This is a genomic window from Nocardioides imazamoxiresistens (genome assembly GCF_032378595.1).
In the GTDB taxonomy this organism is placed as follows: domain Bacteria; phylum Actinomycetota; class Actinomycetes; order Propionibacteriales; family Nocardioidaceae; genus Nocardioides; species Nocardioides imazamoxiresistens.
The window spans coordinates 175,865-194,879 of sequence record NZ_JAVYII010000006.1 but is presented as its reverse complement, the minus strand read 5'-3'; the positions used below and the strand labels follow the sequence as shown (position 1 = coordinate 194,879).

18 protein-coding genes are annotated in these 19,015 nt (G+C 73.1%); 2 read left to right on the top strand and 16 right to left on the bottom strand.

Annotated elements, in window-relative coordinates:
• Positions 1 to 2: 2 nt before the first annotated feature.
• Genes RDV89_RS14740 through RDV89_RS14730 form a run of 3 tightly spaced genes read right to left on the bottom strand, consistent with a single transcriptional unit; the run spans position 3 to position 2,842 of the window.
• Positions 3 to 785 (bottom strand): TSUP family transporter, encoded by a 783-nt coding sequence (locus RDV89_RS14740; RefSeq protein ID WP_315734017.1) that lies wholly within the window; start codon positions 783 to 785, stop codon positions 3 to 5.
• Positions 778 to 1,437 carry a helix-turn-helix transcriptional regulator gene (locus tag RDV89_RS14735; RefSeq protein WP_315734015.1) on the bottom strand — a complete coding sequence of 220 codons (660 nt, stop codon included), beginning with the start codon at positions 1,435 to 1,437 and terminating at the stop codon, positions 778 to 780. The genes RDV89_RS14740 and RDV89_RS14735 overlap by 8 nt, the downstream gene beginning before the upstream one ends.
• A 10-nt stretch (positions 1,438 to 1,447) precedes the next feature.
• The gene (locus tag RDV89_RS14730; RefSeq protein WP_315734013.1) at positions 1,448 to 2,842 is read right to left on the bottom strand and encodes a cystathionine beta-synthase; all 1,395 of its coding nucleotides are present in this window, start codon (positions 2,840 to 2,842) and stop codon (positions 1,448 to 1,450) included.
• A 50-nt stretch (positions 2,843 to 2,892) separates the two neighbouring features.
• On the opposite strand from RDV89_RS14730, the gene RDV89_RS14725 reads away from it, so the two are divergent.
• Positions 2,893 to 3,933: an SGNH/GDSL hydrolase family protein gene (locus RDV89_RS14725; protein WP_315734011.1), complete on the top strand. Its 1,041-nt coding sequence runs from the start codon at positions 2,893 to 2,895 to the stop codon at positions 3,931 to 3,933.
• 93 nt (positions 3,934 to 4,026) lie between these two features.
• On the opposite strand, the gene RDV89_RS14720 is transcribed toward RDV89_RS14725, so the two are convergent.
• From RDV89_RS14720 to RDV89_RS14700, 5 genes are all read right to left on the bottom strand, one after another.
• Entirely contained in the window at positions 4,027 to 4,908 is an 882-nt protein-coding gene (locus tag RDV89_RS14720; protein WP_315734009.1) for a Bax inhibitor-1/YccA family protein, read from the bottom strand.
• A 134-nt stretch (positions 4,909 to 5,042) separates the two neighbouring features.
• The gene (locus RDV89_RS14715) at positions 5,043 to 7,640 is read right to left on the bottom strand and encodes an FHA domain-containing protein (RefSeq protein WP_315734007.1); all 2,598 of its coding nucleotides are present in this window, start codon (positions 7,638 to 7,640) and stop codon (positions 5,043 to 5,045) included.
• Positions 7,641 to 7,678: 38 nt separating this feature from the next.
• Positions 7,679 to 8,515, bottom strand: a complete 837-nt coding sequence (locus RDV89_RS14710) for an HAD family hydrolase (RefSeq protein ID WP_315734005.1) — start codon at positions 8,513 to 8,515, stop codon at positions 7,679 to 7,681.
• A complete protein-coding gene (locus RDV89_RS14705) occupies positions 8,512 to 11,031 on the bottom strand; it encodes a phosphoribosyltransferase (protein ID WP_315734003.1) in 2,520 nt (839 codons plus the stop codon). The genes RDV89_RS14710 and RDV89_RS14705 overlap by 4 nt, the downstream gene beginning before the upstream one ends.
• Positions 11,028 to 12,185, bottom strand: coding sequence for an HpcH/HpaI aldolase/citrate lyase family protein (locus RDV89_RS14700; RefSeq protein WP_315734001.1), 1,158 nt, complete (start codon positions 12,183 to 12,185; stop codon positions 11,028 to 11,030). Before RDV89_RS14700 ends, RDV89_RS14705 begins: the two co-directional genes overlap by 4 nt.
• A gap of 138 nt (positions 12,186 to 12,323) precedes the next feature.
• Between RDV89_RS14700 and RDV89_RS14695 the strand changes: the two genes are divergently transcribed.
• Positions 12,324 to 12,899 carry a TerD family protein gene (locus tag RDV89_RS14695; RefSeq protein WP_315733999.1) on the top strand — a complete coding sequence of 192 codons (576 nt, stop codon included), beginning with the start codon at positions 12,324 to 12,326 and terminating at the stop codon, positions 12,897 to 12,899.
• A 31-nt stretch (positions 12,900 to 12,930) separates the two neighbouring features.
• Here RDV89_RS14695 and RDV89_RS14690 read toward each other — a convergent pair whose 3' ends face one another.
• The 8 genes from RDV89_RS14690 to rpsE form a co-directional block, all read right to left on the bottom strand.
• A complete protein-coding gene (locus tag RDV89_RS14690; RefSeq protein ID WP_315733997.1) occupies positions 12,931 to 14,166 on the bottom strand; it encodes a hypothetical protein in 1,236 nt (411 codons plus the stop codon).
• Between the two features lie 34 nt (positions 14,167 to 14,200).
• A complete protein-coding gene (locus RDV89_RS14685) occupies positions 14,201 to 14,782 on the bottom strand; it encodes a TerD family protein (protein ID WP_315733996.1) in 582 nt (193 codons plus the stop codon).
• Between the two features lie 91 nt (positions 14,783 to 14,873).
• Positions 14,874 to 15,692, bottom strand: coding sequence for a type I methionyl aminopeptidase (gene map / locus RDV89_RS14680; RefSeq protein WP_315733994.1), 819 nt, complete (start codon positions 15,690 to 15,692; stop codon positions 14,874 to 14,876).
• 10 nt (positions 15,693 to 15,702) lie between these two features.
• Complete coding sequence (locus RDV89_RS14675; RefSeq protein ID WP_315733992.1) at positions 15,703 to 16,275, bottom strand: adenylate kinase; 573 nt, start codon at positions 16,273 to 16,275, stop codon at positions 15,703 to 15,705.
• Positions 16,275 to 17,573, bottom strand: coding sequence for a preprotein translocase subunit SecY (gene secY, locus RDV89_RS14670; RefSeq protein ID WP_315734258.1), 1,299 nt, complete (start codon positions 17,571 to 17,573; stop codon positions 16,275 to 16,277). The genes RDV89_RS14675 and secY overlap by 1 nt, the downstream gene beginning before the upstream one ends.
• Before the next feature lie 161 nt (positions 17,574 to 17,734).
• Positions 17,735 to 18,181, bottom strand: a complete 447-nt coding sequence (gene rplO / locus RDV89_RS14665) for a 50S ribosomal protein L15 (RefSeq protein ID WP_315733990.1) — start codon at positions 18,179 to 18,181, stop codon at positions 17,735 to 17,737.
• Position 18,182: 1 nt separating this feature from the next.
• Positions 18,183 to 18,365, bottom strand: a complete 183-nt coding sequence (gene rpmD / locus RDV89_RS14660; protein ID WP_315733988.1) for a 50S ribosomal protein L30 — start codon at positions 18,363 to 18,365, stop codon at positions 18,183 to 18,185.
• The gene (gene rpsE / locus RDV89_RS14655; RefSeq protein WP_315733986.1) at positions 18,365 to 18,988 is read right to left on the bottom strand and encodes a 30S ribosomal protein S5; all 624 of its coding nucleotides are present in this window, start codon (positions 18,986 to 18,988) and stop codon (positions 18,365 to 18,367) included. Before rpsE ends, rpmD begins: the two co-directional genes overlap by 1 nt.
• Positions 18,989 to 19,015: the final 27 nt, after the last annotated feature.

The window sequence follows — 19,015 nt, the reverse complement described above, 5'->3', positions numbered from 1 at the left end:
ACTCAGCCCCAGAGACCGACGACCTCGCCGCCGATGCGCACGACGAAGCCGGCCACGACGACCACGAAGAACACCCGCACGAACCCGGCGCCCCGCGCGACGGCGGTGCGGGCCCCCACGTAGCTGCCGAGGATGTTGGCCACCCCCATCAGCAGCCCGACCCCCCACAGCACGGCGCCCTGCGGCACGAACACGAGCAGCGCGGCGACGTTGGTCGCCCAGTTGGCCAGACGCGCGTTCGCGGAGGCGGTCAGGAAGTCGTAGCCCACCAGCCCGACGAGGGCGAGCACGAAGAAGGAGCCGGTGCCCGGGCCGAGCGCGCCGTCGTACGCCCCCACCACCAGGCCGACGCCGCCCGCGGCGACGAGGTGGCCGCGGCGCTGCCAGCGCAGGGCCGTCTCGGCGCCGAGGGTGGGCTTGGCGAGGACGTACGCCCCGACCCCGACGAGCACCACGAGGATGATCGGGGAGAACGCCTCCTTGGGGATGAGCGAGGCCAGGCTCGCCCCGCCCGCGGAGCCCAGGAACGCCGCGAGCATCAGCGGCACGAACGTGCCGGGATCGGGGCGCACGCGGCGGTAGTAGGTCGCCGCGCTGACGGTCACACCCAGCGCGGAGGCCAGCTTGTTGGTCGCCAGCACCTCCACCGGGGAGGCGAACGGCAGGGCGATCAGCAGGCTCGGCAGCTGCACCAGGCCGCCGCCGCCGACGACGGCGTCGACGTAGCCCGCGACCATCGCCGCGAGCACGAGCAGCGCCAGCACCTGCCAGGCGAGGTCACCCACCGTGGGCGTCGCGACCGGCCCCGCCGCGGGTGAACCCGTGGTCGAGGGCCCACACCACCGCCTGGCTGCGGCGGCCCACCTCCGCCTTGCGGTACGCGTGGCGCAGGTAGGTCTTCACGGAGTTCACGCTCAGGTGCAGCAGGGCGGCGATCTCCGCGTTGCTGTGCCCGGCGACGACCAGGGCCAGCACCTCGGACTCGCGCTCGGTCAGGCCCGCGCGCTGGCCGGGCCAGCGGCGTACCCGCCCCTCGGTCGCGCGCCGGGCGCGGGCCCGGCGCAGGTGCGGCCCGCCGTCCTGCGCCTCGGCGGCCAGCGCCACCAGCACGTCGACGAGCTCGGTCGCCGCCAGCGACTTCGGCACGCACGCCACCGCACCCCAGTCGAGGGCGCGCTCGCGCGCCGCCTCGCCCTCGGCCCAGGTGAAGACCACGACGGGCACGCTGGGCGGGGCGACCTCCTCGAGCGCGACCGCGTCGACGGACTGGGCGAAGGTGTCGAACAGGACGATGTCCGCCTCGTCGCCGACCCGCCGCCCGGCGGCGACCTCGACCACCCGGACGCGGTCGGCGAACGGCTCGAGCATGCGGGTCAGCCCCGCGACCACGATCTCGTGGTCGTTGGCCAGGGCGAGCCGCAGCGGCAGCGGACTCATGCGTCCCCGCTCACGCTCGAGCCAGGTGGGCGAGGAGGTCCTGGCGGGTGACGACGCCGACCGGCTTGCCGTCCTCGTGGACCAGCACGGCGTCGGCCGAGCCGAGCAGGGTCACGGCGTCCTCGGCGCGCGCCGAGGCGCCGATGGTAGGCAGCGGCGCCGACATGTGGTCCTCGACCCGGTCCGTGAGGCGCGCGGCGCCCGTGAAGAGCGCGTCCAGCAGGTCCCGCTCCGAGACCGCGCCGGCGACCTCGGCCGCCACGACGGGCGGCTCGGCGCGCACGACGGGCATCTGGCTGACGCCGTACTCCTGCAGGATGTGGACGGCCTCGGCGATCGTCTCGTTGGGGTGCGTGTGCACCAGGTCGGGCAGCCGCCCGGACTTGCCGTGCAGGACCTCGCCGACCGTGCGGCCCTCGCTGGGCGCGAGGAAGCCGTACTGCCCCAGCCACTCGTCGTTGAACACCTTCGTCAGGTACCCGCGGCCGGAGTCGGGCAGCAGCACGACGATGACGGCGTCGCGGCCCTCCTCGGTGCCCTCGAGCTCGGCGGCCAGCTGGGCCGCCGCGAACGCCGCCATCCCGGCGGAGCCGCCGACCAGCAGCGCCTCCTCGCGGGCGAGACGGCGGGTGAACGAGAACGAGTCGGCGTCCGAGACCTCGATGACGCGGTCCGCGACGGAGCGGTCGTAGGTGTCGGGCCAGAAGTCCTCCCCCACGCCCTCCACGAGGTACGGACGCCCGGTGCCGCCGGAGTACACCGAGCCCGACGGGTCGGCCCCGATCACCTTGACCGCGGGATTCTGCTCCTTCAGGTAGCGACCGACGCCACTGATCGTGCCGCCGGTGCCCATCCCGGTGACGAAGTGCGTGATCCGCCCCTCGGTCTGGGCCCAGATCTCGGGACCGGTGGTCTCGTAGTGCGAACGCGGGTTGTGGGGGTTGGCGTACTGGTTCGGCTTCCAGGCGCCCGGCTCGGCGGCGAGGCGGTCGGAGACGTTGTAGTACGAGTCCGGGTGCTCGGGCTCGACGGCCGTCGGGCACACCACGACCTCGGCGCCGTACGCCCGCAGGACGTTGCGCTTGTCCTCGCTGACCTTGTCGGGGCACACGAAGACGCACTTGTAGCCCTTGGCCTGGGCGACCATGGCCAGGCCCACGCCCGTGTTGCCGGAGGTCGGCTCGACGATCGTGCCGCCGGGCCGCAGCTCGCCCGAGGCCTCGGCGGCCTCGATCATGCGGGTCGCGATGCGGTCCTTCACGGAGCCGCCCGGGTTGAGGTACTCCACCTTGGCCAGCACCAGCGGACCGGCGCCCGGCGTGGCCGGCGGTCGGTCGAGCACGCGGGAGAGCTGCACGAGGGGGGTGTCGCCGACGAGGTCCAGCACGGAGGTCACGAACTGCATGGCGGCAATCTAGGCCATCGCCCGTGACGGGTCGCCTAGGATGCTCCCCCGTGGGGAGAGCAGCAGCAGCCAGGAAGCTCGCGGCGGCCGCTGCCTACGGAGGAGGCGGGCTCGGCGCGGTCGGCGCGGGCCTGTACGGACTCCTCCGGTTCGAGGCGACGCTGGCGCGCAGGACCATCGGGGAGCCCCGGGAGGACCCTCCCCCCGTCTCGACCGGGTGGTACGGCCGCAGCCGCCCCGGCCCGGCCGTCAGGATCGCACTGCTGGGCGACTCCCTGGCCGCCGGCTACGGCGTGGAACGGGCGCAGCAGACGCCCGGCGCCCTGCTCGCCGCCGCCGTCGCCGCCCACGCCGACCGCCGGGTCTACCTGCGCAACGTGGCCGTGGTCGGCGCGAAGTCCAGCGACCTGCCCCCGCAGGTGGACCTCGCGCTGCCGGTCGAGCCGGACGTCGCGGTGATCATCGTGGGCGGCAACGACGTCACCCACACCATGAAGCCGTCCGAGTCGGTGCAGCACCTCGCCGAGGCCGTGCGCCGCCTGCGCTCCATCGGTTGCGAGGTCGTCGTGGCCACCTGTCCCGACCTCGGCACGCTCAAGCCCATCCCGCCGCCGCTGAAGCAGATCGCCCGGTCGTGGTCGCGCCGACTGGCGGCCGGACAGACCATCGCCGCGGTCGAGGAGGACGGGCGCACGGTCTCGCTGGGCTCGGTGCTCGGCCCCGAGTTCGCGTCCGCGCCGGCCCTGCTGTTCGGGCCCGACCAGTTCCACCCCTCCGCGTCCGGCTACGAGCAGATGGCGGCCGTGATCGTGCCGTCCGTGCTGGCCGCCGTGGGCGAGGTGCCCGAGAGCGAGCGGCTGCCCGCCGCCTTCCGCGGCGAGCGGGTCCTGCCCATCGCGCAGGCGGCCATCGAGGCCGTCCGCACGCCCGGCACGGAGCTCGGGGGCACCGAGGTCGCGGGCAACCGGCGCGGCGTGCGCGGACGGTGGGTGGAGCTGCGCCACCGACGCCGGCGCGAGGAGACCGACCGCAGCGGGCCCGAGGGCGAGGACGACGACGAGACCGTCGCCGAGGGCGCGACCACGGGCTGAAGCCGGCCCACGACGAGCGACGGCGCCGCTCCCCGAGGGGAGCGGCGCCGTCGTCCTGTCCGAGACGTGCGTGCGGGCGCGGCCCGCCCGCGGTCAGTCCTGGCTGAAGATGGCCAGCAGACGGAGCAGGTTCGTGTAGATCCACACGAGGCTGACCGTCATGGCGAAGGCCGCACGCCACGACTCGCGCTCGTCGATGCCGTTCGCGATCCCCTGCTCGACGAAGTCGAAGTCGAGGATCAGCATGAAGACACCGAGCACGAGACCGACGACCGCCGTGATCATGCCCAGCGCGCCGAAGCCGAACAGCCCCGTGTTGACGCCGAACATGCTGAGGACCAGCGAGATCAGGCCGAGGCCGACCATGCCGAACATCGCGGAGACCACGAAGATCCGGAACTTGTCGCCGACGCGGATGTTGAGGATCTTGTACGCCGCCAGCGTGCCCGCGAAGGCCGCGAAGGTGCCGAACACGGCACCCGTGACGACACCGCCGCCGAACTGGACGTCGAACAGCTTGCTCAGCGCTCCGAGGGCGACACCCTCGACCGCAGCGAAGCCCAGCACGAGGGCCGGGCTGATCACGCGCTTGAACGAGTTGACCAGCGACAGGACGAAGGCGAGGCCGGCGCCGAGCATCGCGACGAGCGCGATGGTGCCGAGCGCCCCCGTGTCACGGGCGATCTCGCTCTCGCTGGGCGTGAGGATCCACGTCGCCAGGGCGACGAGGATGACCGTGCCGATCGAGAAGGCGCCCTTCTGGACCACCGAGTCGATCGTCATCCGGGCCGCGGGCGGCGTCGGACCGGTCGCGCGGCTCATGTCCCACGTCGACGGGTCCCCGAAGCCGGCGCCCTGCTGGTTGCCGTAGGGGTTGCCGTAGGCCTGGTTGCCGGCGTACGTCTGCTGGTTGCCGTAGCCGTTCGACCCGTTGAACTCGGCCGAACGCCTGAACACCGGGTTGTTGCTCTGCATGCGAGTCACTCCTCGACGAGATGTTCGCCGCTTGCGGCGGCGGAGTCCGTGGATGGGAAATCGTACGGGCTCTCGACCTACCCAACGCGCGCCGGGCCCCGTTCGTTCCCGTCGCGGCGCTGCAGACCCGCAGATCAGCCCGCGCGCGAGCTGCGTCGGACGGTCAGGTAGCCCAGCAGGACGAAGACGAGCGTGAGCCCGCCCAGCACCGCGAGGTCGAGCACGAACTGGTCGGCGGCCGACGTGTAGAGCACGTCGCGCTCCCCGCTCTCCAGCAGCGTGCCGTCGCCGGTCTCCTGGGCCCGGTTGAGGTCGACCGAGGACGCGGCCGCCGCGTACCCCCAGCGCGCCGGGGCCAGCCACGACAGCTGCTCGAGCACCGCGCGCCCGTTGACCGCGATGATCGCGCCCGAGAACACCAGCTGGGTCATCACCACGCCGATCACCGCGGGCATGCCCTGCTCCGAGCTCGAGAGCAGACCGGACAGGGCGAGACCGAGGATCGCGACGGAGGCGCAGGTCGCGCCGACCGCGAGCGCGATCTCGAACCAGCCGAGCCCGAAGACGCCGCCGTCGTCCGGGCCGTCGAGGCCGACCGTGCCCACGAAGGCGACCACCACGCCCTGGAAGAAGCAGAGCACGCCGTAGACGGACACCTTGCTGACGAGGTACGTGCCCGGCGAGAGCCCCACCGCGTACTCGCGTTGGAAGACCGCCTTCTCGTTGACCAGCGCCCAGATCGTCATCACCGCCCCGATCAGGGCGGAGGCGACGATCAGCACCGTCAACCGCTGCGTCACCTCGCTGGGGTCGTAGCGCTGCGAGTTCTCGTCGAGCGTCGAGCTCAGCCCGAAGCCCGCGTCGCCGACCGCGAGCCGGCTCAGCGCCCCGATCAGCGGTGGCGTGAGCAGCAGCATCGCCAGCAGCATCTTGTCGGAGGCGACCACCGCCAGCGTGCGCTTGACCAGCGTCGCGAACTGCAGGCCGAACGACTGGCGCGGCGGCGACGGCAGCGGGGCGTTCGCGAGCACGGGCTGGGCGCCCGTGTGGGTGCGCCCCGGAGGCGGCGGCGGGATGCGGCGCCACAGGTCGGGGTCGTCGAGGAGGTCGAAGACCTGCGGGTAGTCGGTGCACCCGAAGTGGCGCAGCACGCCGCTCGGAGGACCGAAGTAGGCCACCCGACCGCCCGGCGCCAGCACGAGCACGTTGTCGCACACGTCGAGGGCCAGCACCGAGTGGGTCACCACGACCACCACGCGACCCTCGTCGGCGAGGCCGCGCAGCTGGTGCATGACGTCGCGGTCGAGGCCCGGGTCGAGGCCCGAGGTGGGCTCGTCCAGGAAGAGCAGGGGCGGGGCGGTCAGCAGCTCGGTCGCGATCGAGACGCGCTTCTTCTGCCCGCCGGACAGCTGCGTGCCGATCCGGTTGTCGACCTGGCGCTGCAGCTGCATCTGCGCCACGACCTGGTTGACGCGCTGGTCGCGCTCCGCCTTGGTCGTGTCGGGGGGCAGGCGCAGGCGCGCGGCGTACGACAGGCCCTGGCGCACCGTCAGCTGCGGGTGCTGGATGTCCTGCTGCGGCACCAGGCCGATCTGGTGGCGCAGCTGGTCGTAGTGCGTGTAGAGGTCGTGGCCCTGCCAGATCACGTTGCCGTAGGTCGCCGGCTTCGTGCCGGTCAGCGCGCCGAGCGTCGTCGACTTGCCGGAGCCCGACGGGCCGATCACGGCGGTCAGCGACGCGGGCCCGAGCTCGAGCGAGAGCCCGTCGATGAGCCGGCGGCCGCCCTTGACGACGGTGGTCAGGTTCTCCACGACGAGGGTCAGGTCGGAGCGCGTGTTGCGGGCGACCAGCTGGTCGCCGGTCCACGTGAACGTCCCGTTGCCCAGGATCACCTCGTCGCCGGGGCGCAGGGGCACGGCGCCCTGCAGCCGCTGGCCGTTGACGAACGTGCCGTTGAAGCTGCCCAGGTCACGCAGCACGACCGTCGGGCCCAGCTCGATGGCCGCGTGGCGCCGCGACATCAGCGGGTCGTCGATGACGACGTCGCACGCCTGGTTGCGGCCCAGGACGATCGTCTGGCCCATCCGCAGGTTGCCGGGCAGCAGCGGCTGTCCGTGGCCCATCTGGCCGGGCGGCGTCTGGTGGGCCGACATCGGGCCGGCGGGGCCACCCGCCATGGTGGGTTCGTAGCCGAGCGGAGCCGGCCCCGGCTGCGGGGGTCCCGCCGGGGGGCGGCCGGGGCCGGCGACGGGCGGGCCCGTCGGCGGGCCGGCCGGGCGCGGTGGGCCGGTGGGTGGGCCGGCGGGAGGGCCGGTGGGTGGGCTGGTGGGCGGGCCGGCGGGCGCACCCCGGTACGCCGGGGGCGGCGGAGGCGCCGCAGGGGACGGAGGGCCGCCGGCCGGCGAGCCGGCCGTGGCGCCCACCTCGAGCTGCATCGCGACGCCGCGGTTGCCGCCGACCATCACCTGCAGCGACTGGCCGGGGGCCAGCGGCAGGGTGCCGACCCGCTGACCGTCGACGAGCGTGCCGTTCGTGCTGCCGAGGTCGGCGAGCCACCACGCGCCGGCGTCGAAGTAGATCTCGGCGTGGCGTCGGGAGACGTCCCCGTGCGAGAGGGCGAAGGTCGACGCCTGGTCGCGGCCGATCGTCACGGTGGTGCCCGGCCCGAAGGACTGCGACCGACCGCCGATCCCCAGCCGCAGCGTCGGTCCCTGCTGGTCCGGACCCGTCACGAGATCAGTCCCCTCTGATCGCCGGAAGCACCCTGGTCTCAGGGGCCGATGTCGGACGCAACCGTAGACCACACGGCGGCGCCCGCGGCCGACCACCTCGCGACGGTCTCGACGATCTCGGTGGCGGCCGGTCCCCCCGACTCGCGGGTCACGTGCAGGCCGGGCACCGACCAGCCCTCCTCGTGCAGCTCGCCGTGGGAGGGCCGCAGCGCGAGGTCGGCCTCGACGAGCATGCCGCGGTCGAGCAGCGAGTCGCCGGCCGCCGCCACCCGCTCGGCGCCGACCCGGCGTGCGACCTCCGCGACCGCGGCCTCCTTCGTCACCCCCGGGGGGATCAGGTACACCTTGCGTCCCTGCACCGACACCTGCCAGCCGCCCCACGCGGCGACGCCGGCGACCTCGTCGTACCAGCCCTGCGGCGTGAGCGCCGGGTCCACGACCGCGTAGAAGAAGACCCCCTCGGCGTCGCGCACCTTGAGCACCCAGGGATGGCGCCACAGGCCCTCCGCCGCACGCCGCACGTCGGCGTACGACTCCCCCGCGCGCATCCGCACCACCGTCTCGGCCGCCCAGTCGCCGCACGGCTCGCCGTCGACGAGCAGCACGGCGCCGTTGGTGGTCACCGCGTGCTCGACGCGTACGCCCGCCAGCTGGATGCGCTCGTACTGGGCGCGGGTGCGCGTCGTGGTCGGCACGAAGGCGACGTGGTCGGCCAGCGGTCGCAGCGCCGCGAGCGCGGCCGGGTCGGCGAAGCTGGTCGGCTGGCCGTCGTACACCTCGACGAGCACCGGTTCGGCGACGGGACGGCCCAGCTGCAGCGCGCCGGCCGAGTAGATCAGCGTGCGGTCGAGGTCGGAGGCGAAGAGCGTGGTCACGAACCGTCCTGCTCGGTCGGGCGGATGATCCCCACACAGCTGTAGGGGAGGTCGGGCACCTCGACGACGGGCACGCCGCGGTCGGCGGCGAGCAGCCGCACGTGTCGCAGGTCGGCCTCGCGCCCGGGGCGGACGACGACGCGCCACGGCACCCGGCGCAGCAGCACGCGCGTGGTCTCGCCGACGCCGGGCTTGACGAGGTTGACGCTGGGCAGGCCGTGGTCGGCCTGCAGCTTCTCGGCGGCCGCCCAGCCGGACCAGGTCGGCGTGCGGTCCGCCGCCTGCAGCCGCGCGGCCTCGGCGACCCCGGCGGACTCGACGTCGGCGAACGTCGACTCGACGGCGTCGAGGTACGCCACCGAGACGTCCTCGGCGGCCAGCTCCGCGTAGAACTTGGCGCCGTGGAAGTCGTCGGGACCCACCAGCTCGGCGTTGAGCACGGTGCGCGAGACCAGGCCCGAGACCGTGCTGTTGAGGCAGGCCGACGGGATCAGGAAGTCGTCGCGGGTGCCGAACAGCTCGACGCACTCCCCCGGGTCGGCGAGGACCGCGAGGTCCGGGGCGAACCCCTCCTCCCCGAGCCGCAGCACGTCGTTCGCGTCGGCGACGGCCGCCGCCAGCTCGCGGGCGATGGCGCCCTTGCCGGTCCAGCCGTCGACGACCAGCACCCGCCGGGGGTCGTAGCGGTCGGCGATCCAGCGCAGCGCGGTGAGGTCGAGACCGCGGTCGCGCACGATGCTGACCGCGTGGTGCGGCCAGTCCCAGCCGTGCCGCCGGGCCCACCGGCGCATCAGGATCCCGATCGGGGTGCCCGCGCGGGCGAGCGAGACGAGCACCAGGTCGTCGCGGCCCCGCACCCGCCGGCTCAGCTCGCTGACCGTCACGACGGCGGCACCGACCCGGTCGGCCACGCCGGCGAGCTGCTCGGCGTACAGGTCGCGGTAGGCGTCGTCGGGCCGGTACTCGGTCGGCAGGGACTCCGCGTAGTGGGCCGCTCCCGACTGGATGGCCCGCTCGCGTTCCTCCCGGCCGCCCTCGAGAGCGACGTGCGAGAGGTCCTGGAGCAGCCAGCCCACCTCGTCCGCGGCGTAGGACCCGAACTCGGGCCCGTGCAGCGGGCCGGGGCCGGGGGTGACGACCGGCAGGACGACGGGCAGCACGACCGGGGCGTGGGGCGCCAGCGCGGCCAGCAGGCCGTCGTGGCCCCGGGTGGCGGCGGTGGCGGCGGGTCGGTCGAGCACGACGACCACGGCGGCCCAGGGCCGGGCAGCGACGTTGTAGGCGAACCGGTCGGCCTCGCCGTAGCCGTCCGCGTCGCGGTCGTGCGCCACGAACCGCACGCCGGAGCGCACCGCGTAGCCCTCGACGTCGCGCACCTGCACGGGGCTGCGGGTGGTGGTCGAGAAGTACGCCCCCACCCCCGCCCGTCGCAGCGCGTCGGCCACGAGCAGCGGTGCGTACATCAGCTCCTCCGTGCCGAGCACCAGCACCTCGCCGTCGGCGGGGACCCCCCGCTCGGCGAGCGCGTCGCGCACGTCGGTCGCCACCCGGGCGGCCGCAGCGGAGGCCGCGACGTCGTCCTCGGGACCGAAGCCGTGGCGCGCCGACTCGCGCACGCCGACCGGCCAGGCGTCACCCGGGTCGGGGACGGGCACGCCGGCGACCGCGGTCGGCGTGCCCCGCGTCGCCGTGCCCAGGGTCAGCGGCTCCGGTGCGGCGATCTGCGGCAGCTCCTCGGGCAGCTCGACGCTGCCCGAGGCCAGCGCCACGACGTCGATGCTCACGCCGAGCTCGGCGGCGACCGCGGCGATCTGCTCGCGGTCCTCGGCCCGCCGGGCGTCGACGAGCGCCGCCACGACGTACGCCTCGCGGGGCGCCACCGCGTGCAGCGCCCGGATCGTCGCGAGAGCCGTGCGCCCGGTGGTCAGCTCGTCGTCCACGAGGACCGCCGGGCCACCGGAGCGCAGCAACGCGGCGTCAGCCGGCACGACGAGGTGCCGGGTCGCGTGGGAGTGCGACTCGTCGAACTCGAGGTGCGACGTCGCGCCCCGCACCCGACGCCGCGTCGAGTGCAACGACGGCAGCCGCAGCGCGCGGGCGACGAGGTGTCCGAGGGCGGTGGCCGTCTCCGCGTACCCCAGCACCAGGCCCTCGCCGGCGCCGACCCGGGCCGACAGCGCGACCACCGTCTCGTCGAGGGCGGCCAGGTCGGCCCCGGCTCCTGCGGCAAGCAGGGCCCGCGGGGCCTCGAGCAGGTCGGGGTCGAGACGCCCGAGGCGCGCGGCGGTCTCGAGCCCCAGCAGGGCGCCGGCCGCCCGCACGAGGCGGGGGTCGGTGGGCACGTGCTTGGCCAGCACGGTGGAGACCAGCAGGTGCGGGCGCCGGGGGTTGATCCGCAGGGCCATACCGACCAGCGAGGGCAGCGGGACCGGACCGCCGCCGTCGAGGACGCGGACCCCGAGGTGCTCCGCGACCCAGGTGCCGTCCCAGCCCGCGCCGGCGTCGGTGGCGCTCACAGGCGCACGCTCGCCTCGAGCAGGTCCACGAAGGAGACGTCCTCGGCGGCGACCCCGAACGCGCGGGCCCGCAGGAGGGTCGCCCGCGCCCAGGCGGTGTGCGGAGCCGCCTCGTTCATCTTGTTGCCGTAGCGCGAGGCCGCCACTCCCCCGCCCCGCTGCGCCCGAGCGATGTCCAGGGCGTCGGCGTGGTCCTCCTGGGTCACGACGCTCAGCGCGTGCACGGCAGCCACGTGGGTGGGGTGGATGACCGTCTTGCCGGTCAGGCCGTTGGCCTGGTCGAGGGCGATCTCCCGGATCAGACCGTCCAGCCCGCGGCTGATCAGGCTGCGCCGCAGGACGCGCTCGGCGCGGGCGGTGAACGGGGTCTCGCGCAGCTGCGGCTTGAACATCCGCTCGCCGTTGTCGAAGTGCTCCCACACCGGGCCCGTGACGACGTGGCCGGTGCCGTCGCGCCGACCCAGGACGTTGACGATGTCGCCGATCACGGACGCCAGCGGCGCGACGTCGTACGCCGTCACGTCGGGCGGTCGCCGCAGCCCCAGCATGGACGACAGGTCGGTCGCGCCGATCCGCACCGCGAGGACCTCGGCGGGGTGCCGCGCGAGGAGCTCCCGGGCGCCGAGCAGGGTCTCCAGACGGGTCTCGAGGGCGAACACCTCGGGCGACTCGATGACCGGCATCACCCACAGCCGACCGCCGGTGCGCCGGGAGGCGTCCGCCACCGCGTCGAGGTAGGCCGAGGAGGCGGCGGTGAACTTCGGCACCACCACGCCGTCCAGCTGGTCCGCCAGCGGCCCGAGGGCGTCGACGAGGCGCGCCACCTGCTCGGGGCGTCGCACGCGCACGAAGACGAGCGGGTGCGGCTGGCCGGACTCGAACAGGATCCCGAGCTGGTGCGCGAGGTTCTTCTCGGCGAAGTCGACGTCGACGTCGGCGATCGCGTCCTCCAGGCACAGCACGGAGCAGACGACCCCGCGCCCCGCGGCCTTGACCAGGTCGCGCTCGATGGTCGGCCGGGTGCCCGGCGTGTAGAGCGTCGCACCGAGCGCGACCGCGAGCAGCTCGCGGTCGCTGGTGCGGTCGAACTCCTCGGGCTGCTGGCTGAAGAGCCGCTCCCTCAGGTCCGCGTCGAGGTGGGCGAAGTGCCGCACGACGACCTCCTTCCCTCCCCGCTCCGCGGTCCCCCCGCGGCGCGTGGGAAGGATACGACCCGAGCCACAACCCGAGGCGCCGCAGAACCAGCGTTCACCTGGGGTTCGGGCGCCGTCCTCCTGGCTAGGCTGGCGGGCATGGTGATCTCGTTGCAGAAGGGTCAGACGGTCTCCCTCGAGAAGAGCGGGGGCGGCAGCCTGACGGTCGTGCGGATGGGGCTGGGCTGGGACGCGGTGACCCGGCGCGGCCTGTTCCGCTCGAAGCAGGCCGAGATCGACCTCGACGCCACGGCGGTGCTCTACGACGGGCGCGGCGGCGTGGTCGACCAGGTGTGGTTCCAGCAGCTGCGCAGCAAGGACGGGTCGGTCGTCCACACGGGCGACAACCGCACCGGCGCGGGTGACGGTGACGACGAGTCCATCCGCGTCGACCTGGCCGCGCTGCCGGCGCAGGTCACGACCATGGTCTTCGTGGTCAACTCCTTCACCGGCCAGGACTTCTCGCAGATCGAGAACGCGTTCTGCCGCCTGGTCGACGAGACCACCGGCGAGGAGCTGGCGCGCTACGACCTCTCCGCGTCGGGCACGCACACCGCCCAGGTGATGGCCAAGGTGACCCGGATGACGTCGGGCTGGTCGATGACGGCCATCGGTGCCGTGGCCCACGGCCGCACCTTCCGCGACCTGCTGCCCGCGATCGCGCCCCACGTCTGAGGCGGCCGGGCCCGCGCCCCGGATCGTCGCCTCAGCGACGCTGGGAGGCCCGGAAGTCGGCGACCAGCGCGTCGACGCCGGCGTGCAGCCGGTCCATCCGCGTGACCAGCTGCCAGTAGTCCGGGTGTGGTGCGTCGAGCAGGCCCTCCAGGGCCACGAGCTCGTGCGCGAGCGCGTCCAGCCGCCCGCCCCACGGCTGCGGCGAGCCCCGTCGTAGGAGCAACCTGGTGTCGCGCAGCGCGAACCGGGCGCGCTCGAAGAGCTGCTGCGGGTCGCTCTTGACCTGGCGGAGCCGTTCGAGGCGGTGGCGGGGCGCGTCGACGAGGTCCGAGGCGGCCTTCACGGCGTCCTCGACGTTGGTGAGCTCGGTCAGCGCGGCGGTCGTCTCCCCGTCGGCGTGCAGCCGACGCAGCCGGTCCAGCGACTCGCGGGCCGTGGCGACGTGGGCATCCAGCTCGTCCTCGGCGTCCGCCAGGTCCTTCCAGCTGGCGAAGGAGAACTCGCGGCGCAGGCCCGACATGAACTCGCCGGTCCGCTCCGCGCGCGTCGAGACCGCGTCGATGCGGGTGCCGAGCGACGGGATCCGGGTGGCGAGGGTCGCCAGCCGCTGCGGGACCTCCGTCGCCAGGGTCCGCGCCTGGCCGGCGAGCCGCTCGACGACCCCGGCGGGCTCCTCGACGGCGTCGGGACCCAGGCGGTCGGCGATCTCGACCAGCTTGCGCACCGCGACGCGGGCACGAGCCAGCGACGCGTCGGCCTCCGGCACGTCGACGCCGGCGTCGTGCATCGCGTGCCAGGCCTGCTCCGCGGCCGCCACCGCGGCCTGCGCGGCGGCCACCCTCCGCTCGACGGTGGCCCGGACCTCCGCGAGCCTGCCGAGCTCGGCGCCGTAGGAGTCGACGAACCGCTCCATCTCGTCGGCGAGCCCGCGCAGCGGGGCCGTGCCCTGCTCGAACGCCGTGGTGGCGGCGTGGACGCGGTAGGGGTCCAGCTCCTCGACGGGGTCGTGCTGGTCGAGGAGCGCGAGGTAGTCCCCGACGGCGGCGTGGGCGCGGTCGTCGAGCCGCTTCCACCCCGGCACCACGCCGGTCGAGCGGGCACGGTCCGGCAGCATCGCCGCGTAGGAGGCCACCGTGCCCCCGACGTCGCGCTGCAGCTGGTCGACGCGGAAGAACTGCTCCTGCAGCAGGCCCCGCGCCTCCTGTGCGCGCTCGAGCGCGCTCGGTCCCCCGCCGCGACGTCGGCGATCCGGCCACGACGAGCTCATCGGTGCCCGCTCCCCGGGCTCCGGCGGATCGTGCTCAGCTCGCGTTCACCCCGAAGTCCTGGACGATGCCCAGCAGGCCCGAGGCGTAGCCCTGGCCGACCGCGCGGAACTTCCAGTCGCCGTCGCGCAGGTAGAGCTCGCCGAAGACCATGGCGGTCTCCGTGCTGGCGTCCTCGGTCAGGTCGAAGCGCGCCACCTCGCTGCTGCGCACCGCGTCGACGACGCGGATGAACGCGTTCGTCACCTGCCCGAAGTTCTGGCCACGCGTGTCGGCGTCGTGGATCGAGACCGGGAACACGATGCGCTGCACGTCGGCGGGCACCTGGGTCAGGTCCACCTCGATGCTCTCGTCGTCGCCGTCGCCCTCGCCCGTCAGGTTGTCCCCGGTGTGCGTCACCGAGCCGTCGGGCGAGGTCAGGTTGTTGTAGAAGACGAAGTGCTGGTCGCTCAGCACCTTGCCGCTCGCCCCCAGCAGCAGGGCCGAGGCGTCGAGGTCGAAGTCCGCGCCCGTGGTGCTGCGGACGTCCCAGCCGAGGCCGATGCTCAGCTTCGTCAGCGGCGCCCCGGCCGCCTTCGCGAGCGAGACGTTGCCGCCCTTCTGGAGCGTGATCCCCATCGTCCTCGTGCCTCCTGCTTCGTCCTGGTCGCGTCGCGTCCGAGCCTAGTCGGGACGACGAAGGCGGCGGGCACGACCTTCCCGCACCGACCTAGCGTCCGCCGTAGGCGATGCCGGCGCGCTCGAGGCGGTCGCGTCCGCCGTCGAGCGCCGTCAGCACCCACACGCCGTCCGGCGTCACCGTCACGGTGTGCTCGAAGTGCGCGGCCGTCGAGCCGTCGCGCGTCACGACGGTCCAGTCGTCGTCCAGCGTGTCGTTGGCCTGGTCCCCGAGCACGACCATCGGCTCGATGGCGATCGCGAGACCCTCCGTGATGCGCAGCCCCTTGCCGGGCCGTCCCAGGTTGGGCACGTCCGGCGGCTGGTGCATCGCCGTGCCGATGCCGTGACCGGTGAAGTCCTCGACGATCCCGTACGCACCGGCCCCGCGCACGTGCGACTCCACCGCGTGCGAGACGTCGCCGATCCGACCGCCCAGGCGGGCGGCCCCGATGCCCGCCCACAGGGCGTCCTCGGTGACCCGCAGCAGCTCGGCGACCTCCCGGCGTACCTCTCCCAGCGTCACCGTGACGGCCGCGTCGCCGTGGTAGCCGTCGACGATCGCGCCGCAGTCGATCGAGACGACGTCGCCCTCGCCCAGCACCCGCGGACCGGGGATCCCGTGCACGACCTCGTCGTTCACCGAGATGCAGGTCGAGGCCGGGAAGCCCTGGTAGCCCAGGAACGACGGCGTCGCGCCGTCGGCGCGGATCAGCTCCTCCGCGACCGCGTCCAGCGCGGCCGTCGTCATCCCCGGGCGCACCGTGTCGCTCAGCGCAGCGAGCGTGCGTCCGACGACCAGACCGGCCCGACGCATCGCGTCGAGCTGGCCCGGCGTCTTGAGCTCGACACCACGTCGCAGCAGTGCCACGGGTCGACCGTCAGGCGCTGACGCCGTCGAGCGCGGCGGCGATGCGCTGCCCGACCTCGCCGACCTCGCCGACACCGTCGACGCTGACCAGCAGCCCGCGCTCGGCGTAGACCTCGATCAGGGGCGCCGTCTGCTCGGCGTAGACCTCCTGGCGGTGACGGATCACCTCTTCGGTGTCGTCGCTGCGTCCGTCGGTCTGCGCACGACGCACCAGGCGTGCCACGAGCTCGTCCTGGTCGGCGGTCAGCACCAGCACGCGGTCCAGCGACTCGCCCAGCCCGGCGAGGATGTCGTCCAGCTCGTCGACCTGCGCGAGCGTGCGCGGGTAGCCGTCCAGGAGGAACCCGTCGGCCGCGTCGGCCTGCCCGAGCCGGTCGCGCACCATGTTGTTGGTGACCGAGTCGGGGACGTAGTCGCCCGCGTCCATGTACGACTTCGCCTCGAGACCCAGGGGCGTGCCCTGGGAGACGTTGGCGCGGAAGATGTCGCCGGTCGAGATCGCGGGGATGCCGTAGCGCGTGCCGATCGCCGTGGCCTGCGTGCCCTTGCCGGCCCCGGGGGGACCCATGATGAGAAGTCGCATCAGCGGAGGAATCCTTCGTAGTTGCGCTGCTGGAGCTGCGACTCGACCTGCTTCACCGTGTCGAGAGCGACGCCGACCATGATGAGGATCGACGTGCCGCCGAACGGGAAGTTCTGGCTCGCCCCGATGAGGGCGAACGCGATGAGCGGCACGAGGGAGATCAGACCGAGGTAGAGAGCACCCGGCAGCGTGATGCGGGACAGGACGTAGGACAGGTAGTCCTCGGTCGGCTTCCCGGCCCGGATCCCGGGGATGAAGCCGCCGTACTTCTTCATGTTGTCCGCCACCTCCTTCGGGTTGAAGGTGATGGAGACGTAGAAGTACGTGAAGAAGATGATGAGGGCGAAGTAGGTCGCCATGTACAGCGGGTGGTCACCCTGCACGAAGTGCTCGTTGATCCACGCCACCCAGCCCGCGTCCGACGTCGCGTTGAACTGCGCCGCCATCGCCGGCAGGTACAGCAGCGAGCTGGCGAAGATGACGGGGATGATGCCGGCCTGGTTGACCTTGAGCGGGATGTAGGTGGAGCTGCCGCCGAACATCCGCCGGCCGACCATGCGGCGGGCGTACTGCACCGGGATGCGGCGCTGGGCCTGCTCGATGAAGATGACGCCCGCGACCAGCGCGAGACCCACCACCATCACGATGGCGAAGGTGCCCCAGCCCTGGGTGGTGCGCACGTTCCACAGCGCGCCCGGGAAGGTCGCGACGACCTGGCAGAAGATGAGGATCGACATGCCGTTACCGATGCCGCGGTCGGTGATGAGCTCGCCGAGCCACATGATGACCGCGGTGCCGGCCGTCATCGTGACGACCATGACCAGGAAGGTGAGGCGGCTGTCCTCGTTGTGCAGCAGGGGCACGTCACAGCCCTGGAGCAGCTGACGGCTGCGGGCCAGGGCGACGATGCCCGTCGCCTGGAGCACGGCGAGCGCGAGGGTGAGGTAGCGCGTGTACTGCGTGATCTTCGCCTGGCCGGACTGGCCCTCCTTCTTGAGGGCCTCCAGCCGCGGGATCACGACCACCAGCAGCTGCAGGATGATGCTCGCGGTGATGTACGGCATGATCCCGAGCGCGAAGATCGTGAGCTGCAGCAGCGCCCCGCCGGAGAAGAGGTTGATCAGGGAGTAGAGACCCTGGCCCTCGATCTGGCTGATGCAGGACTGCACGTTGTCGACGTGGACGCCCGGGGCCGGGACCTGCGAGCCCGCGCGGAACAGCACGACGACGAACATCACGAACAGCAGCTTGCGCCGCAGATCCGGAGTCCGGAAAGCGTTGGCGAAGGCGCCCAGCACGAGATCCTCTTTCTTCTGCGGCACACGGCCCTGCGAGCCCTCTGTCCGAGAGCCGGGCCAGAGCCTAACAGCGGGTTCGTTGCAGTCAGGTTGGTGGGACGACGAAAGGGTGGTGCCGTGCCCCAGGGGCTCGGCACCACCCTCGCGTCAGTGGCGTACGGTCACGCGCCGGCGACGGCGATGCTGCCGCCGGCCGCCTCGATCTTCTCCTTGGCGGAGGCCGAGAACGCGTTCGCGGTCACCTGGACCGCGACCGAGATCTCGCCCGTGCCGAGGACCTTGACCGGCTCGTTCTTGCGCACGGCGCCCTTGGCGACGAGGTCGGCCACGGTGACCGTGCCGCCCTCGGGGAAGAGCGCGCCCAGGCGGTCCAGGTTCACGACCTGGAACTCGACCTTGAACGGGTTCCGGAAGCCCTTGAGCTTCGGGAGGCGCATGTGGATCGGCATCTGCCCACCCTCGAACGCCACCGGAACCTGGTAGCGAGCCTTCGTACCCTTGGTACCGCGGCCCGCGGTCTTGCCCTTCGACGCCTCACCGCGACCGACACGGGTCTTCGCGGTCTTGGCGCCCTTGGCCGGACGCAGGTTGTGGATCTTGAGCGTCATGTCAGTCGACCTCCTCGACGGTCACGAGGTGACGGACGGTGTTGACCATGCCGCGGATCTCGGGACGGTCGTCCTTGACGACGACGTCACCGATCCGCTTCAGGCCCAGCGAACGAAGGGTGTCGCGCTGGTTCTGCTTCTGGCCGATGCCCGACTTCTTCTGCTCCACCTTGAGGCGCGCCATCACTGCGTCACCCCAGCGGTGGCCGGCGCCTCGGCGCGGGCCTTGAGCAGCGCCGCCGGGGCGACGTCCTCGACCGGCAGGCCGCGGCGAGCCGCCACGGCGTCCGGCTCCTCGAGCAGACGCAGGGCCTCGACCGTCGCGTGCACGATGTTGATCTGGTTGGACGAGCCGAGCGACTTGCTCAGGACGTCGTGGATGCCGGCGCACTCGAGAACGGCGCGCACCGGGCCACCGGCGATGACACCGGTACCGGGGGCCGCCGGGCGCAGGAAGACGACGCCAGCCGCCTTCTCGCCCTGGACCGGGTGCGGGATGGTGCCCTGGATGCGGGGGACGCGGAAGAAGGCCTTCTTCGCCTCCTCGACGCCCTTCGCGATCGCCGCGGGCACCTCCTTGGCCTTGCCGTAGCCGACACCGACCATGCCGTCGCCGTCACCGACCACGACGAGGGCCGTGAAGCTGAAGCGACGACCACCCTTCACGACCTTGGCGACACGGTTGATCGCGACGACTCGCTCGATGTAGGCGGTCTTGTCGGCGCCGCCACCACGGCGATCGTCGCGGCCGCGACGGTCTCCGCCCTGGCGCTCGCCGCCGGCGCGTCCGCGCTGGGGTCCGCTCATGAGACTTTCCTCTTCTCTCTCTGGCTT

Coding starts and splice junctions, on each gene's coding strand:
- rpmD (WP_315733988.1), bottom strand. CDS start 18,365: ATGGCGCGCCTCAAGGTGGAGCAGAAGAAGTCGGGCATCGGCCAGAAG.
- RDV89_RS14730 (WP_315734013.1), bottom strand. CDS start 2,842: ATGCAGTTCGTGACCTCCGTGCTGGACCTCGTCGGCGACACCCCCCTC.
- rplO (WP_315733990.1), bottom strand. CDS start 18,181: ATGACGCTCAAGATCCACAACCTGCGTCCGGCCAAGGGCGCCAAGACC.
- RDV89_RS14720 (WP_315734009.1), bottom strand. CDS start 4,908: ATGCAGAGCAACAACCCGGTGTTCAGGCGTTCGGCCGAGTTCAACGGG.
- RDV89_RS14695 (WP_315733999.1), top strand. CDS start 12,324: ATGGTGATCTCGTTGCAGAAGGGTCAGACGGTCTCCCTCGAGAAGAGC.
- RDV89_RS14735 (WP_315734015.1), bottom strand. CDS start 1,437: ATGAGTCCGCTGCCGCTGCGGCTCGCCCTGGCCAACGACCACGAGATC.
- RDV89_RS14690 (WP_315733997.1), bottom strand. CDS start 14,166: ATGAGCTCGTCGTGGCCGGATCGCCGACGTCGCGGCGGGGGACCGAGC.
- RDV89_RS14675 (WP_315733992.1), bottom strand. CDS start 16,275: ATGCGACTTCTCATCATGGGTCCCCCCGGGGCCGGCAAGGGCACGCAG.
- rpsE (WP_315733986.1), bottom strand. CDS start 18,988: ATGAGCGGACCCCAGCGCGGACGCGCCGGCGGCGAGCGCCAGGGCGGA.
- RDV89_RS14685 (WP_315733996.1), bottom strand. CDS start 14,782: ATGGGGATCACGCTCCAGAAGGGCGGCAACGTCTCGCTCGCGAAGGCG.